The 15,200-nt window shown below is 68.4% G+C and carries 16 protein-coding genes, 1 tRNA gene and 1 pseudogene; 7 read left to right on the top strand and 11 right to left on the bottom strand.

The features are described 5' to 3' along the window. A pseudogene (locus E7Z54_RS01465) lies at positions 1–295 on the top strand (hypothetical protein); the annotation flags it as partial. A gap of 62 nt (positions 296–357) precedes the next feature. Next, entirely contained in the window at positions 358–990 is a 633-nt protein-coding gene (locus tag E7Z54_RS01470; protein ID WP_136431072.1) for a hypothetical protein, read from the top strand. Between the two features lie 22 nt (positions 991–1,012). Here E7Z54_RS01470 and E7Z54_RS01475 read toward each other — a convergent pair whose 3' ends face one another. Next, the gene (locus E7Z54_RS01475) at positions 1,013–1,831 is read right to left on the bottom strand and encodes a 2-phosphosulfolactate phosphatase (RefSeq protein WP_240769459.1); all 819 of its coding nucleotides are present in this window, start codon (positions 1,829–1,831) and stop codon (positions 1,013–1,015) included. Between the two features lie 121 nt (positions 1,832–1,952). Here E7Z54_RS01475 and E7Z54_RS01480 point away from each other — a divergent pair, with 121 nt between their 5' ends. The 3 genes from E7Z54_RS01480 (at position 1,953) to E7Z54_RS01490 (ending at position 6,802) form a co-directional block, all read left to right on the top strand. Then, positions 1,953–3,308 carry an HNH endonuclease gene (locus E7Z54_RS01480; protein ID WP_168798107.1) on the top strand — a complete coding sequence of 452 codons (1,356 nt, stop codon included), beginning with the start codon at positions 1,953–1,955 and terminating at the stop codon, positions 3,306–3,308. 4 nt (positions 3,309–3,312) lie between these two features. Continuing rightward, on the top strand, positions 3,313–6,621 hold the full coding sequence (locus E7Z54_RS01485) for an error-prone DNA polymerase (protein WP_136431078.1): 3,309 nt from the start codon (positions 3,313–3,315) through the stop codon (positions 6,619–6,621). Between the two features lie 107 nt (positions 6,622–6,728). After that, positions 6,729–6,802, top strand: a tRNA-Pro gene (locus E7Z54_RS01490). Positions 6,803–6,960: 158 nt separating this feature from the next. Here E7Z54_RS01490 and E7Z54_RS01495 read toward each other — a convergent pair. Together E7Z54_RS01495 and E7Z54_RS01500 are read right to left on the bottom strand one after the other, a co-directional pair. Continuing rightward, entirely contained in the window at positions 6,961–7,161 is a 201-nt protein-coding gene (locus E7Z54_RS01495) for a hypothetical protein (RefSeq protein WP_136431080.1), read from the bottom strand. Further along, positions 7,158–7,352 (bottom strand): hypothetical protein, encoded by a 195-nt coding sequence (locus E7Z54_RS01500; protein WP_136431082.1) that lies wholly within the window; start codon positions 7,350–7,352, stop codon positions 7,158–7,160. Before E7Z54_RS01500 ends, E7Z54_RS01495 begins: the two co-directional genes overlap by 4 nt. Before the next feature lie 22 nt (positions 7,353–7,374). Between E7Z54_RS01500 and E7Z54_RS22810 the strand changes: the two genes are divergently transcribed. Next, positions 7,375–7,521, top strand: a complete 147-nt coding sequence (locus E7Z54_RS22810; RefSeq protein WP_168798108.1) for a hypothetical protein — start codon at positions 7,375–7,377, stop codon at positions 7,519–7,521. Between the two features lie 389 nt (positions 7,522–7,910). Here the strand turns inward: E7Z54_RS22810 and E7Z54_RS01505 are convergent, their stop codons facing one another. The 8 genes from E7Z54_RS01505 to E7Z54_RS01535 form a co-directional block, all read right to left on the bottom strand. Next, positions 7,911–8,702 (bottom strand): hypothetical protein, encoded by a 792-nt coding sequence (locus E7Z54_RS01505; protein ID WP_136431084.1) that lies wholly within the window; start codon positions 8,700–8,702, stop codon positions 7,911–7,913. Positions 8,703–8,725: 23 nt separating this feature from the next. Further along, on the bottom strand, positions 8,726–9,484 hold the full coding sequence (locus E7Z54_RS24305; RefSeq protein ID WP_136431086.1) for an NUMOD4 domain-containing protein: 759 nt from the start codon (positions 9,482–9,484) through the stop codon (positions 8,726–8,728). A gap of 445 nt (positions 9,485–9,929) precedes the next feature. After that, positions 9,930–10,544, bottom strand: a complete 615-nt coding sequence (locus E7Z54_RS01515; protein ID WP_136431088.1) for a hypothetical protein — start codon at positions 10,542–10,544, stop codon at positions 9,930–9,932. 5 nt (positions 10,545–10,549) lie between these two features. Continuing rightward, complete coding sequence (locus E7Z54_RS22815) at positions 10,550–10,726, bottom strand: hypothetical protein (protein WP_168798110.1); 177 nt, start codon at positions 10,724–10,726, stop codon at positions 10,550–10,552. 353 nt (positions 10,727–11,079) lie between these two features. Further along, entirely contained in the window at positions 11,080–11,973 is an 894-nt protein-coding gene (locus E7Z54_RS01520; RefSeq protein ID WP_136431090.1) for a tail fiber domain-containing protein, read from the bottom strand. Between the two features lie 65 nt (positions 11,974–12,038). Beyond that, the gene (locus E7Z54_RS24130; RefSeq protein WP_346763526.1) at positions 12,039–12,257 is read right to left on the bottom strand and encodes a helix-turn-helix domain-containing protein; all 219 of its coding nucleotides are present in this window, start codon (positions 12,255–12,257) and stop codon (positions 12,039–12,041) included. An 898-nt stretch (positions 12,258–13,155) separates the two neighbouring features. Continuing rightward, a complete protein-coding gene (locus E7Z54_RS01530; protein WP_136431094.1) occupies positions 13,156–13,344 on the bottom strand; it encodes a hypothetical protein in 189 nt (62 codons plus the stop codon). Continuing rightward, on the bottom strand, positions 13,341–13,520 hold the full coding sequence (locus E7Z54_RS01535; protein ID WP_136431123.1) for a helix-turn-helix domain-containing protein: 180 nt from the start codon (positions 13,518–13,520) through the stop codon (positions 13,341–13,343). Before E7Z54_RS01535 ends, E7Z54_RS01530 begins: the two co-directional genes overlap by 4 nt. A 348-nt stretch (positions 13,521–13,868) precedes the next feature. Between E7Z54_RS01535 and E7Z54_RS01540 the strand changes: the two genes are divergently transcribed. Then, positions 13,869–15,041, top strand: coding sequence for a tyrosine-type recombinase/integrase (locus E7Z54_RS01540; RefSeq protein ID WP_136431096.1), 1,173 nt, complete (start codon positions 13,869–13,871; stop codon positions 15,039–15,041). Positions 15,042–15,200 lie beyond the last annotated feature (159 nt).

A 15,200-nucleotide genomic window follows, 5' to 3' on the forward strand; every position in this document is an offset into this window, starting at 1 on the left:
CTCGGTCGAGGACGAGTCAGGGCGACCGGTGGGGGTCAGCGCGCGCGGCCTGGTGACCGGGGAGCCGTGGCGCTTCCGCGTCGGCGGCCCGTCGCGAGCCGGAAGCCGGTGGCAGCCGGTGGCGTCCTGGGCCGGCCCGTGGCCGGTCGACGAGTCGTGGTGGCTGGGCGTGGACGCCGGTGGTCGCGCGGCGCGGTTCCAGGTCGTCGGTGTCGACGGGCGGGCGTGGCTGCTCAGGTGGCAGGAGCGTGCGTCCGGTTCGGGGGCGTGGCAGGTGGAGGCCGCGTACGACTGACCCTCGCGCTGTCCGTCGCCGCAGGTCTAGGCTGCGAATTATCCGAGTTCGGGAGGCTCTCCATGGCGAGGACAGGCAGTGCGGGGGACCTGATCCCCAAGAACCTCAAAGCGCTCCGCAGTGCACTGGAGCACAGTGTGACCATCCAGATGGCGAAGCTGCAGGAGGTCGCCGACGAGCTGGTCGCGCGCGGGTCGCTCACCCGCGCCGAGGCCGACAAGCTGGTCGGTCAGCTGGTGACCAGCAGCAAGGCGCACTCCCAGGCGCTGCTCCAGGTGCTCGACTCGGTGACCGCCGAGGCGCGCAAGAACGTCGAGGCCGGCGTGGCCACTGCGGTCGCGCCGGTGGTGACCACCGCCGGCCGGATCGCGGGCAGCATGCGCCAGGCGCCGAAGCTGGTGTCCGGTCGCAGGAAGCCGGCCCAGAGGACCGCCCAGAAGTCGGGCCAGAAGCCGGCCCAGGGGACGGCCAAGAAGGCGGCCCCCAAGCCGGCCGGCCCGACCGAGACCACGGCGAAGGTGCAGCGGCTGCCGGTCGAGCCGATCCCAGGGCTCGCCGACCTCACCGTGACCCAGGTCAAGCCGAAGCTGGCCGGTATGAGCGCGACCGAGCTGCGCAGGGTCCGGCAGGCGGAGTCCGAGGGCAAGGCCCGCAAGGGTGTGCTGGCCGAGATCGACCGGCTGCTGGGGAAGTAGGCTGCTGGGGAAGTAGGCGGCCTCAGGCCGGTCCGGCCGCGACGAACCCGTCCGCGGTCAGCAGCGGCACGACGTCGTCGCCGTCCAGCTCCGCCGCCGCCTCGACGTCGTCGCCGAAGCCGACGGCGATGAGCTCCTGGCCACTGGCGCACTGCCGCAGGGCGTCCCGGAGGCAGTCGGGTCCGCCCTCGACGACCGCGCGGTACGCCGCCGCGGCGTGCTCGGCCTCGGGGCTGGTCTCGTCCCGCTGGATCGTGTCGCGGAGGAGGTCGAGGACGGCTCCTGCACCCCACAGGTCCTCGACGGCCGGTCGCAGGCTGCCGTCGGGCCAGCGCTCGCCGGCCGGGACGAACGCGACACTGGCGCCGTCGGCGATGCGTGGACGCAGCCAGCTAGCGACCGCGGTGCGGTTGCGGAGGGATGCGCCGACGATCTGGAGGTCCGGAACATCCGCCTCGAGGGCGGCGCAGATGGTGGAGCCGTTCGGAGAGGGCAGCACCAGCCGGGGGACCGGCTCGCTCCTGAGGAGCTCGGCCGGCGAGAGGCTCGCCGTGGGCCGATCGAGGGACCGTGCCTCGAACCGGCCGACCGCCAGGCTCGCGTTGCGCTCCGCGGCGAAGGAGGCCGCGCGCTCGTCCTTCCAGCCGAACGGGTAGACGCGCATGCCGCGGGCCGCTGCGATCGACAGCGTCGTGGTGAAGGACAAGACGTCGACCACGACGGCGATGTCGGCGGCTGCCGCGATGGAGCCGCCACCGGTGGGTCCCCAGTCGAGCCGGAGCCGGGCTCCGTGCTGGGCGTGCGCCGCTGCCTTGGCCGCCGCGCGCTGGTCGAGGTCCACGGATGGAGGGTACGCGGCGTTGGCACTCGGCGGTCCTGCCTGTGGATGGAAGGTGGCTGATTCCCAGATCCCGCCTCGCATTGCCATTCACTTCGAACAGGTGTTCGACTACTCTTGGCTCATGGCCACCATCACCGCCGAGCAGGTGCGGGAGTTCTGCGCGCTGCTCACCAGTGGTGCGATGCAAGACGACCCGGAGGCGCAGATCGAGCTGATCTCCTCGCTGGAGATGCTGAAGTCGGCAGCGTGTGGTGTGCAGGCCGAGGCGACGATGGCCTACGACGCGGCGCGGCGGTCCGCGCAAGCAGCTGCCGGGGTGCCAGCTGCTCGTCAAGGGTGTGGGATCGCGAGTGAGGTGGCGTTGGCCCGCAAGGAGTCCCCGCATCGCGGACAGCTCCATGTCGGGTTCGCGAAGGTCGCGCACGCAGAGATGCCGCACACCCTGGCCCGACTCAAGGACGGCTCCCTGAACGAGTTCCGGGCTCACCAAGTGGCTCGGGAGACCGCCTGCCTGAGCGTCGAGCAGCGGCTGTTCGTCGATGAGGAGCTGTGTGCCGACCCCACTGCACTGATCGGGGTCGGCACCAGGGAGCTGATCGTCCGAGCGCGGCGGATGGCAGCTGAGCTCGACCCAGCCGCCGTTGCCCGACGGGCCCTTCAGGCCGAGGCCGACCGCACGGTCACCGTCCGCCCGGCGCCGGACACGATGGGCTACCTGACCGCACTGATGCCGGTTCCCCAGGCGGTGGCCGCCTACGCCGCGCTCACCCGGGACGCGCAGGCGATGCGGTCCGCGGGTGACCCCCGGAGCAAGGGACAGCTGATGGCCGACCTGCTGCTGGTCCGGGTCACTGGCGTCGACCTCCCTGACTCGGCCAGCATCATCGAGGACGGCGTGGTGCCGGCGCCGGCGGTCCCGGTGACTCTGGACGTCACGATCTCCGATGCCGCGCTGGCCGGCGGGCATGCTCCCGGCGAGGTGCGTGCCGACGGCGTCGCTCCGGTGGTCGTGCCGGCCGAGGTCGCCCGGATCCTGGTCGCCCGCGCCCTAGCCCAAGGTGTCGGCGCATGGTTCCGCCAGCTCTACCTCAACCCGATCGGCCGACTGGTCGCGATGACCAGCCGGCAACGATGCTTCCCCGACGGACTGGCCGAGCTGCTCGCGTATCGCGGCGCCGGGATCTGCGCCACGCCCTGGTGCGACGCCCCGGTCCGCCACGCCGACCACATCACCCCGATCGACGAAGGCGGACAGACGAGCGCCGACAACGGCCAGGGACTGTGCGAGGCCTGCAACCACGCCAAGCAAGCACCCGGCTGGAGGCAGCACGTCGTCTCCCAGCCCCGCGAGCGACATCAGGTCGAGACCATCACTCCCTCCGGCCACCGCTATCTCGCCACCGCCCCGGCTCCCGTGGGCTGGCGCGAACCCCGCTACATCCAGCTCGGCCCCGGCCGCTACCGACTCGTCGCCTGATCACATGGGCTGGAACAACCCACCCGTCCCGTGGAGCGAGCTGGAGCGTCGCCTCTCGGGCCGTGCCCCGGCGGCCATGGAGGCGCCGGTCTCGCGCCGCAAGCAGCCGCGCGTCGCGCCCGAGCAGGTCACCCGGCCCGAGCAGAGCACGCCGTACGCCGAGCTCCACTGCCACAGTCACTTCAGCTTCCTCGACGGGGCCAGCTCCCCGGGCGACCTGGTCAAGGAGGCGACCCGGCTCGGCCTGAGCGCGCTCGCCCTCACCGACCACGACGGTTTCGCGGGCGCCCCGCTGTTCGCCGAGGCCGGCGCCGACTACGCCATGCCGACGATCTACGGCGCCGAGCTCTCCCTCGGGCTGCCCGGCTCCCAGAACGGCGTGCCCGACCCCGCGGGCAGCCACCTCCTGGTCCTGGCACGGGGCGTGGAGGGCTACCACCGGCTCTCCGGCGCGATCACCGAGGCGGGACTCCGCGCCCCGGAGAAGGGCAGCCCGGTCTACGACCTCGACGAGCTCACCGATCGTGGTCGCGGCCACTGGGTCGTGCTCACCGGCTGCCGCAAGGGCGTCGTCCGGCAGACCCTCCACCGCGACGGCCCGCTGGCCGCGGCCGCCGCGCTCGACGAGCTGGTCGACCACTTCGGCCGTGACCACGTCGTGGTCGAGCTGATCGTCAGTGACCACCCGGGTGCTGACGAGGTCAACGACCTGCTGACGAGGATCGCGGACGACCGCCGGCTACCCGCCGTCGCCACCGGCAACGTCCACCACGCCACCCCGGAGCAGCGGCGGCTCGCCGCCGCGATGGCTGCGGTGCGGGCGCGACGCAGCATCGCCGAGCTCGACGGGTGGCTCGACGTGTCCGGTGGAGCGCACCTGCGCAGCGGTGAGGAGATGCTGGGCAGGTTCCCCCACCGTTCGGACGTGGTGCACCGCTCCGTCGTACTCGCCGAGGAGCTTGCCTTCGACCTCCGCAAGGCCTCGCCCAGGCTGCCGAAGCAGGCGATCCCGGAGGGGCACACCCCCAACACCTGGCTGCGCGAGCTGACCGAGCGCGGCTTCGCGGAGCGCTACGCGGGCCGAGACCTCGAACGACGGGCACGGGAGCGGGTCGAGAAGGAGCTCGACGTCATCTGCCGCAAGGACTTCGCGGGGTACTTCGTGATCGTGCACGACATCGTCGCGTTCGCGCGCAGCCGTCGCATCCTCTGCCAGGGCCGGGGCTCGGCCGCGAGCTCAGCGGTCTGCTACGCCCTCGGGATCACCGCTGTGGACTCGGTGCTCTACGACCTGCCGTTCGAGCGGTTCATCTCCGAGCACCGCGAGGAGGAGCCCGACATCGACGTCGACTTCGACTCCGACCGGCGCGAGGAGGTCATCCAGTGGGTCTACGACACCTACGGCCGGCGCAACGCCGCGCAGGTGTGCAACGTCATCAGCTACCGCCCTCGGATGGCGGTGCGCGACGCCGCGAAGGCGCTCGGCTTCTCACCCGGCCAGCAGGACGCCTGGTCGAAGGCCATCGACGGCTGGGGGAGGGAGGTGGAGAAGGGGCTCGGCATCCCCGACCAGGTGGTCTCGCTGGCCGAGGAGATGATGGGTGCTCCGCGCCACCTCGGCATCCACTCCGGCGGCATGGTGCTGACCGAGCGTCCGATCGGCGAGGTCTGCCCGATCGAGAAGGCCCGGATGCCCGGTCGCACGGTGCTGCAGTGGGACAAGGACGGCTGCGAGTCGATGGGGCTGGTGAAGTTCGACCTGCTCGGCCTGGGCATGCTCGGCGCGCTCGACCACATGATGCGGCTGATCGAGGAGCACACCGGTCGCCGGTGGGCGCTCGAGTCGATCCCGAAGGAGGAGCCCGAGGTCTACGACATGCTCTGCAAGGCCGACTCGATCGGCGTCTTCCAAGTCGAGTCCCGAGCGCAGATCGGCACCCTGCCCCGGCTCCAGCCACGCTGCTTCTACGACCTGGCCATCGAGATCGCGCTGATCCGTCCCGGCCCGATCCAGGGCGGCGCGGTCCACCCCTACATCCGCCGCGCCACCGGCCAGGAGCAGGTCACCTACGACCACCCCTCCCTCAAGCCGGTGCTGGAGCGCACGCTCGGCGTCCCGCTCTTCCAGGAGCAGCTGATGGCGATGGCGGTGGCCCTCGGCGACTGCACCCACGACGACGCCGACCTGCTCCGCCGGGCGATGGGCTCCAAGCGCGGCATCGAGCGGATCGAGCGGATCAAGGACAAGCTCTACGCCGGGATGGCACGCAAGGGCATCACCGGTGACCATGCCGACGCGATCTACGTGAAGATCCTGTCCTTCGCCGGCTTCGGCTTCGCCGAGTCGCACGCGCTCAGCTTCGCACTCCTGGTCTATTCGTCGTCGTGGTTCAAGCTCCACTATCCGGCGGCGTTCCTCGCCGGCCTGCTGCGCAACCAGCCGATGGGCTTCTACTCGCCGCAGTCCCTGGTCGCCGACGCGCGGCGGCACGGAGTGGAGGTGCGTCGACCCGACATCGCGCTCTCCGGGGCACAGGCCGGACTGGAGGAGTGCGACGCCGCGGGCACCGCCCCCCATCGGTACGACGACAACCTGGCCGTGCGGCTCGGGCTGGACTCGGTGAAGGGCATCGGCAGTGAGCTCGCCGAGCGGATCGTGGCGGTGCGGGAGGCGGCGCCGTACTCCGACATCCGCGATCTCTCCCGTCGCGCCGGCCTCACCGCGGCCCAGCTGGAGGCGCTGGCCACGGCGGGCGCATTCGACGGCTTCGGTCTCGACCGGCGTCAGGCTCTGTGGATGGCGGGCTACTCCGAGAACGACGACCAGTTGCCGGGCAGCACGCCGGCGCCGCTACCCCCGACCCTGCCGGGGATGAGCGCCATGGAGGTCACCCTCGCCGACCTGTGGGCGACCCGGATCTCCACCGACGTCCACCCGATCCAGCACTACCGGGCGACCCTGTCAGCGGCCGGGGTCCGTGCGGTGGGCGAGCTCGGTGAGGTGGAGCCAGGCAGGCGGGTGCACGTCGCCGGGTTGGTGACCCACCGACAGCGACCCGGCACGGCCGGGGGAGTCACCTTCCTCAACCTCGAGGACGAGACCGGGATGCTCAATGTCATCTGCTCGCAGGGCGTGATGCGTGTGCACCGGCAGGCGGCGCGCAACAAGGTCGCGGTGGTGATCCGGGGCAAGCTGGAGCGGCAGGACGGCGTGACCAACCTGGTCGCCGACCGTGTCGAGCCGCTGGATACCGTGCTGCCGGGTGCGGGTGACGCCTTGCAGGCGCGACAGTCGTCGCGCGACTTCCGCTGACGCTCGGCGATCGTCGTCGTCCGAACGATCCGGGAGGCGATTCGGGAGCGGACACCCGGCTGCGGTAGTCTTCCGACCGCTTCGAACGGCGATCCCGGACGAAGCTTCGGGCTGTAGCGCAGCTTGGTAGCGCACCTGACTGGGGGTCAGGGGGTCGCAGGTTCAAATCCTGTCAGCCCGACCGACAGAAAACGCCCCTGACCTGCGGAGATGCAGATCAGGGGCGTTTTCTCTTCGTGCCGCCAGAATGCTGTTGCTACGTACTCGCTAACAGCGGGGTGGCGTCGATGGTCGGCGTCCCTCCCGTCTCCAACGCGGGAGGAACGCCGGCCAGCAGCGTTAGTGCGGCCCGTTCGTGAGGTAGTCCTCTGCCTGATCGACCGAGAGGCCAGGGCCGGCGACGGTCGCGCCTCCGCGCGTGATGGTGAAGGTGCCGAAGTCGAGTGCGCGGGGGTCTCTACGGCGGGACTTGACCAGCTGTAGCCCTTGGCGCTCGGCCATGCGGCGCAGCCGGTTCTCTCGTACCTGTTCGGCGGTCATGCCGCTAGGAAGTCCTGGGCGTTGGGCCAGGTCCGCATGCATACCTCCCAGCGGTACAGCGCCTGCCATTGGCCCTCGGGGGTCAGGTTGCGGATCTGCCACACGTCAGCGGTGGCGGTGGCCGGGAGTCCGGCCCTGTCTGCGGCGATGATGATGCGGGCGAGTGCCCTGTTCAAGGTGTTGGTGTCCATGGCCGAAACGCTAGGTCCAGTGATGCTGGAAGTCAAGCCCGAAGCCATGTTGGAAATCATGCTGGAAGCGATGCTGGAACATTGCAGTTGTAATGCTCCGACAATGCCGATTCCCGATCCAGATCAGTTCGCGGGCGCGTCGAATCTCACCTACCGTCAACCGCTATGACCGACCGAAGGCGCGCCGAAACCTCATCCCTCACCCCTTGGGAACGCGAGGAACGTGCCCGCAAGGCCGCCAGAGCGCGCTGGGACCAGAACCCCTACGAGCGCACGGCCGCCACGAAGCCGGCGAGGGACGCCCGTTGGCAGCAGTTCCTAGACCAGGTGGACCCGGAGGGCCGTCTAGAGCCGTACGTCCGCGAGAGGCGCGCCTACGAGGCGCAACGGCGTTACCTCCAGGAGCTTGGGCAGCAACGTCGCCGCCCGCCCCAGGATTGAGGTGGAAGGCGGGGCGCCCCGTCACCAAAGGGCGCCCCGCCTTCTGTGATCCGCCGCCGCATCACCCCGCAAACCCCGACCTGACTTGTCGCACGGGGGAGCGGCGACGGATCGGCTCTAAGGCCACGGGACCGGTTGGCCGGCCAGATCGACGGCCACCGAAGGGCTGACCACGCGCGGTGCTTTGGCGGCCACGTTCGTCGTCGGCACCAGCTCGCAGACCAGCACCCCGGCAGAGACGAACCGCAGTGCCTTGCTGGCAGGCGGCACGCAACTGAGCGTCGCGAATGGCGATGGTGAGAAGAACAATCCGCCGCCGCGCGATCCCGGCAGGTCGGGGTTCCAATCCGGTGCCACCGGCATTGATCCAGGGGTGTAGTCGATGCAGTGCCGCAGCTCGTCGTTGGCGGTTCGCCAGTTCTCATCCACGGCGCGATACAAGGTCGCCACGCCGTCAGTGACGGTAACGCCGTTGCGCTCGCACCAGTCGGCTGCGTCGTGGCGATGGACATCCGGCACGACCTGGCTCCCACCGAAGACCCTGGCATCAGGAGACAGGTCATGTACGACCGTGCCCGTCCCGAATGCCCGAACGGTCGCTTTACCGTTGGCGTACACCGTTACGTGACTCCGGGCCTCAACGACCGCTGAACCGTATGCCCGAACCACCGCATAGTTGCTGGCATAGACGCGCGCGTTGCCACTGGCGGTGACATTCGCCGCGTCGAACGCATACACCGTTGAGTGACCGTCCGCGCGGACTCTGGCGGCGCCCGATGCGAATACCACCGCGCGGCCCTTCACACGGACAGCGGCCACGCCGCTTACCGTGGCCACTTCGTCGCCAGAAATGCGTTGCTCCGAATAGCTCACCACCTGTCGCGGCATTTCTGGGGGCACGATGTTCATGGGCGCCTGGTGCTCGGTAGCCATCAGTGCTTCGCGCTCCGCCTGTGTTTGGGACAGCGTTTGGCGGGTCGGCCAGTCCTCGGGTTGTTGATCACCGCGCCACACTCGACGCAGGCGGAGAGTCGGGGTTCGCGTGTCTTCTGCAGCCGCTTCGCCCATGTGCTCTTGGTGTGTTGCTGACGCACCCACCGATGCGTGGGGCAACGTGTGGCCTTCATGCCGCTCGGACCGTTCTCAATCGTTATGCCGCAGTCAACGCACACCGACAGTCGCGGGCGACGGTTCTGTCGGTTACCCAAAGCCGCGCGCTGCTTGGGTTTGTGGGCTTGGGAAGCGATACGGCATGTCGGACAGTCGCGTTGCCCGTAGTTGGCGAGCCAGCTGTCTGCGTACCGATGGCCATCGGGGCAATGGGTTGATGCGCCCGCTGATTCTTCGCGACGCGCTCGCGCTGCATGGTCGCGTCGTACATCTGCGACCGTTCCCCACGCGAGGTTGTCGGGACGATCATTGAGGGGGTCCCCGTCGAGCCGACGCAACTCGGAATCCAAGGAGGGCGGCGGGCCGATGAACGCCAGAGCAACAAGGTTTCCCAGGCGCTGGTTGCGCCCGTTGGGCAGATCATGCGCCAGATTTGCGGTCCGAAAGCCGCACGGTCCCGGCTGGCCGTCGAGAACACGGGGGCGGTTGCGGCGACGCGACATGACGCGCCCCTGATCACTGGCTTCGTAGCCGAGATATCCCGGCACAGGGCGCCATACTTCTGTGTGGTGGCTACTCACTGGCCCTCAATCTCTCAACAGCCCGAGCCGGTGCGCATCGGCCTCAACGTGTGCAGCTGAGTCCCACAGGTCGGGGTACTTCCCGGCGATCTGGCGGGCCGGCACGCCACGGCGCCACTCGCGCTCCAGCAGCGTCGTCTGCAGGCTGTGCGCGTCGCACTCATGCCGCGTGGCAGCATCGGTGCGAGATTCGACGCTTACAGCGGCAAAGCCTCTCCCTCCCTGCCTCACGGCGCCGTGACCCTTCACGGCGTCACCCCGTCCAAGGCTTCGCCTTCCTTGCACGCCAGCAGGTGGGGCGTGGCGCGGGTAGCCGAACGATGCGGATCCGCGATGCCGTGCATGAAGCCGGCCCAATGCCAGTGGTGATCGCTATCTGTGTGGCCAAGAAGCCGGCAACACACCAACGTGTTGCCGGCCCCCGTGGTCTCTCGGCATCGGGCCATCAGTCCTCCGGCTCCAACTCGCCAAGGAGAGGCGCCAGCAGCTCGGCCGTGAACGCGGCCCGGTGGCTCTCCGTGAGACGCCCGGTGCCTGCGGTAAGCAGGTCGGTGAACGACTCCGGCCGATCACCTGCGGAGTGTGGAACACCGTCCGCATAGACCGTCTCGTAATGGCCACGAGGCGGGCCGGCGTGGAGCGCGTCGTACTCAGAGGCCAGTGTGCGCACCTCGACCCGCTCGGCGGTGGGATAGTCCTGGCGCATACCAGAGGGCGACACCGGGGTCCCCGTCGCGCGTTTCTCGGAGTAGACGTACTCGCGAGTGGCGTCCTGCGCGAGCCTGACGACCACATCGGCCTCAGTCGATCGACGGAGGTAGTCACCGTAGGCAGCCAGAGCCGCCACAAGGTCACCTCCGGCTACCAGGTCCACCACGGCCGTCCGCGCGTCCCTCCGGCGTTCGTGCGCAGCCGTGCAGCGGTCTCCTGCGTTAGCCCAGAACGCCGCCCGCCGCTCAGCGTTGCGGGACTTCCGGTCGGCCACAGCCTGCTCGGCAACGGCCTCAGCGTCCCGCAGCTGCGCCGCGATCCGTGCAGCCTTGTTGCGCAGCGTCTCCACGGCGCTCACTTGTCAGCCGCCAGGTTGCGGTACGCGTCGGGATTCACGGTGAACAACTCCGCGCGCTCGTCGTAGCTCATCGTCGCGAACTGCTCGACGGTGACAGAGTTGCCGTCGCCAACTCGTTCCTTCGTCCTAGCTGCAGCAGCGGCGTGCGTGGCGGAGTTCGGGGTCGTGTTCATGCGAATGATTTCCTTCGGGGTGGGTGACTTGTGTGACTATCGGGTGAGCTGTTGGCCGGGGTTTCGGGCGATCCCAAGGGCGCGCTCAACCACCGGCCGGTGGGAACAGAGCGCTACGACGTTCCGCGCCGAGGCGGGGTCAGTCGTCAGTAGCTCTGCCACGGCTGCACGGACCTCCTGCATGGTGCTCGGGATTGCCCCACGCCCAGTGGGCCGAGATATGAGCACCCACAGGCGCAGGCGCTGACTGTCATTCAGGCTGGAGATTGCGTCCTGTGCGATAGCCACCGCCTGCGCGTCTGTCAGCGCGTCTACGGCGGCGTCCCGCTCCCGCCTGAGCTTCCGGCCCGCCATCAGGCGCCAGCCTCCAGCGCGTCCAGGCGTTTGGTCAGTGCAGCGATCTGCTCAGCCTGCCCGTCCAGTTGCGCCTGCTGAGCCTTCGCCACCGCGAGCAACCCGACAGACAGCCGGTCGTACTGGATGGCGTCCGGTCGGCCTTCGTCGTCGTAGTCCACGAACTCCGTCAGACCAACGGCGTCCAGTTCCTCAGCGATGAACCCGACATGCCTCGGGGCGTCAGGCTGGTCTGCCAGGTCCTTGTCCTGCCACGTCCGGCCCTCAACGGCCAGGATCTTGGCCGGGTCGATGTTCGCCGGCTCCACGTTCGCCTTGTACCGCAGAGACGACGTCACCCTAGCCAGGAACCCGTTGGACTCCAGACGTGTGTTGGCCGCGCTACCCGTGGTGCTGTGGCCGATGTAGACCGATGCGGAACTGAGACCGATCTGCGTTTGTCCGCCCGCCGCTGTCTGCAGAAACAGGACGTTGTCGCCACGCACCGTGGCGTCGTCCTCACCATGCATGATCACCGACTTGCCGTGAGCGTCGAACCGTCCAGATGAACGCAGCCCGTCCGCCCCGGTCGCCGCGTTCAGGACCGCGCCGTTCAGGTGGTCCGTGACGTAGATCCCCGTACCGACGTACTCGCCGGTGTTCACAGACTTGAGGTCGCCCAGGTATGCCGCCGTGCTGTTGGTGTCCCCAGCGATGGCCTCAGGGAACATCACGGCAACGGCGCCGTTGTCGCGAACAATGATGTTTCCACCACCGGACACCACAAAGTCACCGTCCGTGACGGACAACTGCCGGCGATGCAACACCACTGCAGACAGGTCGCGGATCTGCTTTTGCAGGTCGGCAAACCGCTGTTCTAGGTCGCGGTGCCGCGCAGCGTTGGGGGTAGCCATCTACTCGTCTCCTTGATGTTGGCAGGCCTGTTCGCCTTCGGCAGGTGCACACGTTCGATCCGCCATCAATCCACCAGCGCCTCAACTGGGCACTGATACAGGCGTGCTAGGCGCAGCATGATCGGCTTCGGCGGCATGGTTTGGCCCAGCTCGTAGCGCCGGATGCTGCGGGGGTCTCGCGCCAGTTCGGTTGCCACGTCCGCAAGCGTGAGGCCGGCCGCCAGCCGGCAACGCTCTAGGCCTGACGCGGCAGATATGGGGTTACAGCGTGGGCACACGCGCACGGTCCTTTGCTGGAAATGCAACGAACCCGCAGCATCCAGACGCGCTGCGGGTTCATTCGATGTGTAGGGAGAGCGGGGCGAGTATCCCCACCGTGCCAGCAACGCTATTGCAATCAGCCGACAATCACCAAGTAATAGCGTGACATCTGTCGCACAGGCGTCCCTTCAACCCAATCACGCTCGCAGGTTCGCACCTTGTCTAGCAGCGCGCGCGGCGCTCCGGGGTTGCGCCCAGCGTCGCCGTCGCCGCACGTTCGCGCCTTGATTTCCGTCGTGGTGCACGCGTGCGTGAGGTGGTCGTCGTTAGCGTCGGCGTTAGCAGGGACGGCCAGCGTGGTGGTGACTGCGCCTGCGTAAGCGGGGGTTGTGGTTGCTGGCGCCTTGATTCGGGATCATGTTCAGCAGCCGGCAGGCTGCGGCCTGCGAGCCACAGCGCCAGGGGGGTAGAGGGGTTTTGGGACTAGGGGACTAGAGGGGCGGATCACCGTGCAGCGCGGACGTGATCCCCTATTGATCCCGAATCGATCCGCTATCCCCTGATTAGGGGATCACCTACACGCCTGCAGTGATCCCCTAATCAGTTAGTCCGAAGTGCTCTTGCTGTTCGCGCGAACACTCTCCGAACCAGCCAAGTCGTACACATTCGCGCCGCGCCCACGCCCGCCCTTCTGGCGTAGCTCAAACGCACCGGCTCGTAGCAGTTCGCCCCGATGGCGCTTCACTGTCGCAGTGCCGACGCCCAGCCGCTCCGCTGACTGCTCGACGCTGCGCAGCGCGTGTGTTCCGTCCTCCCGGGCCGTCTCGGCCAAGTCCTCAGCGATCAGCGCACGAAGCGTTGACCACCCCTCAGCAAGCGCCTTTCGTCGCAGAGCGACCCGCAGTCGGTCCCGTTCGTCCATCACAGCAGCCGCCCCTGCTCGTCGTAGGAACCGTCATCACGAGCGGACAGGTAGCCAGTAGAGACCAGCTCATCGAACACCCGTTGATATGTCGCAACGGTTACCCCCAGCCGCTCCGCAGCTTCCTCAATGGTCGTGGCGCCGGTCAGTCCGTTGCTGTAGTGGACGACGATGCGGCCGTGGCTCATCGAGGGCGAGCCAGCAGGTCCAGCAGGGCCTGCGTGGGCACCAGCCGGCGCCGGCCGAGGGTGATGGTTGGCAGCTCGCCACGGCGAGCCGCGTTGTACGCGGTCTTGCGCTCGACTCCCAACAACTCGGCGGCTTCAGGAATGGTGATGGTCGCTTGGTTGTGCAGGCGCTTCATGGTCGTTGTCACGGTGGTGGTTCCTCTCGGCGTTCGTCCCGTCGTGATCCGGACCGTGCCGCAAGGTGCCGCCAACAGCCAAGTAATAGCGTGACAATGCGGAGTACTAATCGGGTGGGGCATCGGCCTGCCGGGTGGTGACTTTGGGCGCGGACCCCATCGCTGACCTGCGGGACAGTGGCTAAACCGCATCGGCTCCCAACATTTTTTCCGCCCGTACCGCAGTACTTACCGCCCGTACCCTGATATCTAGTCACATGGTGTCGGTGCGTTGACCTGTGCAAACAGGCCGTGTCGGTGCCCCTTGCTACGTTCCTCGCTAACCAGGCTGGTCGGAAGGGCGGGGACATGGCAGACAGCAGCAAGATGCGGAACGGGCTGGTCAAGCGGGGTGACACGTGGTCGTACGTGATCCGCGTGCCAGACCCGGCCACAGGCAAGACCAAGCCGAAGTGGGTCGGTGGGTTCCCCAACCAGAGGGCGGCGAAGGAAGCCCGCGACGCGGCGCGGCACCAGGTGCACCGAGGCCAGTACGCCGAGCCATCCAAGCTCACAGTGGGGGACTGGCTGCAGCAATGGCTGAACACCCGCACCAACCAGCGCCCCAACACGCTGAGTAGCTACAGCGACCTGGTCCGACTCCACGTGATGCCGTACCCAATCGCACACGTCCGGCTGCAGGCCCTCACGCCCACGATGCTCAGTGAGCACTGGCGCAAGGTCAGCACCAGCGGCAGCCGGGCCGGCGGCCCGCTCTCGCCTCGCACAGTGCGCTACGCCCACAGCATCGTGCGGAAGGCCGTCAACGACGCGGTAGGAGAGCACCTGCAGGCCCCGCCGATGTGGAGCAAGGTCCAGCTACCCCGACAGGCTGCGGCCGGCTCTGAGCCCGAGGCTTGGGGACCGGACGACCTGCGGGCATTCCTCGCGGCGACCAGCGGCACACGCCTGTGGCCACTCTGGGTGCTCATGTCGCACACCGGCATCCGACGCGGCGAGGCCCTGGCGCTGCGATGGGAGGACGTGGACGTGGAGTCGGGTGACGTGCGCGTTGCCCGTGGAGTCTCCGACGTGGGGAAGGGGCCAACCTACGATCTGCCGAAGAACAGCGAGGCCCGGACAGTGCACGCCCCGCAGCTCGTGCGCTCTGCGCTGAGGGAGTGGCGCAAGGCGCAGGCTGAGGACCAACTGCGGGCCGGCGTTGCTTGGGTCGGCAGCCAGCCGGAGTCCGGTGCCTTGGTGTTCACCATGCCGGACGGGCGCCCGGTGGCCCCGTCGTACGCCAGCAAGGCGTTTGCGAGGGCGGTCAAGGACTCGGGCGCTCCTGCCCTGACGTTGCACGGTCTGCGGCACACGGCCGCGACGCTGCTGCTGCGCGACGGTGCGAGCGTGCACCTTGTGGCTCGGATGCTCGGCCACAAAGACCCGAGCATCACGCTGCAGGTTTACAGCCACGCCATCCCTGGCGATAGCAATGCGCTCGCTGACCAGTTGGAACGCATCATCGGAGCCGCTTGCTAACGCTCCTGCTAACGTCAGCGACGGATCAGCACGGACCAGAACGGCGCCAACACCCCGCACCTACAGGGGAAACGGCACGCGAAGGCACGTAACGGCACCCGCAGAACCAAGGGTTTACGACTGGGGGTCAGGGGGTCGCAGGTTCAAATCCTGTCAGCC

This window comes from Nocardioides sp. (assembly GCF_004803405.1).
Taxonomy (GTDB): Bacteria; Actinomycetota; Actinomycetes; order Propionibacteriales; family Nocardioidaceae; genus Nocardioides; species Nocardioides vastitatis.

Bases quoted from the DNA above. Each gene is read 5' to 3' on its own strand.
- E7Z54_RS01530 (WP_136431094.1), bottom strand. From the start codon at position 13,344: ATGAGCCACGGCCGCATCGTCGTCCACTACAGCAACGGACTGACCGGC.
- E7Z54_RS01520 (WP_136431090.1), bottom strand. From the start codon at position 11,973: ATGGCTACCCCCAACGCTGCGCGGCACCGCGACCTAGAACAGCGGTTT.
- E7Z54_RS01505 (WP_136431084.1), bottom strand. From the start codon at position 8,702: ATGAACATCGTGCCCCCAGAAATGCCGCGACAGGTGGTGAGCTATTCG.
- E7Z54_RS22810 (WP_168798108.1), top strand. From the start codon at position 7,375: ATGCTGGAAGTCAAGCCCGAAGCCATGTTGGAAATCATGCTGGAAGCG.
- E7Z54_RS22815 (WP_168798110.1), bottom strand. From the start codon at position 10,726: ATGAACACGACCCCGAACTCCGCCACGCACGCCGCTGCTGCAGCTAGG.
- E7Z54_RS01540 (WP_136431096.1), top strand. From the start codon at position 13,869: ATGGCAGACAGCAGCAAGATGCGGAACGGGCTGGTCAAGCGGGGTGAC.
- E7Z54_RS01495 (WP_136431080.1), bottom strand. From the start codon at position 7,161: ATGACCGCCGAACAGGTACGAGAGAACCGGCTGCGCCGCATGGCCGAG.
- E7Z54_RS01470 (WP_136431072.1), top strand. From the start codon at position 358: ATGGCGAGGACAGGCAGTGCGGGGGACCTGATCCCCAAGAACCTCAAA.
- E7Z54_RS01500 (WP_136431082.1), bottom strand. From the start codon at position 7,352: ATGGACACCAACACCTTGAACAGGGCACTCGCCCGCATCATCATCGCC.
- E7Z54_RS01480 (WP_168798107.1), top strand. From the start codon at position 1,953: ATGGCCACCATCACCGCCGAGCAGGTGCGGGAGTTCTGCGCGCTGCTC.
- E7Z54_RS01535 (WP_136431123.1), bottom strand. From the start codon at position 13,520: ATGAAGCGCCTGCACAACCAAGCGACCATCACCATTCCTGAAGCCGCC.
- E7Z54_RS01485 (WP_136431078.1), top strand. From the start codon at position 3,313: ATGGGCTGGAACAACCCACCCGTCCCGTGGAGCGAGCTGGAGCGTCGC.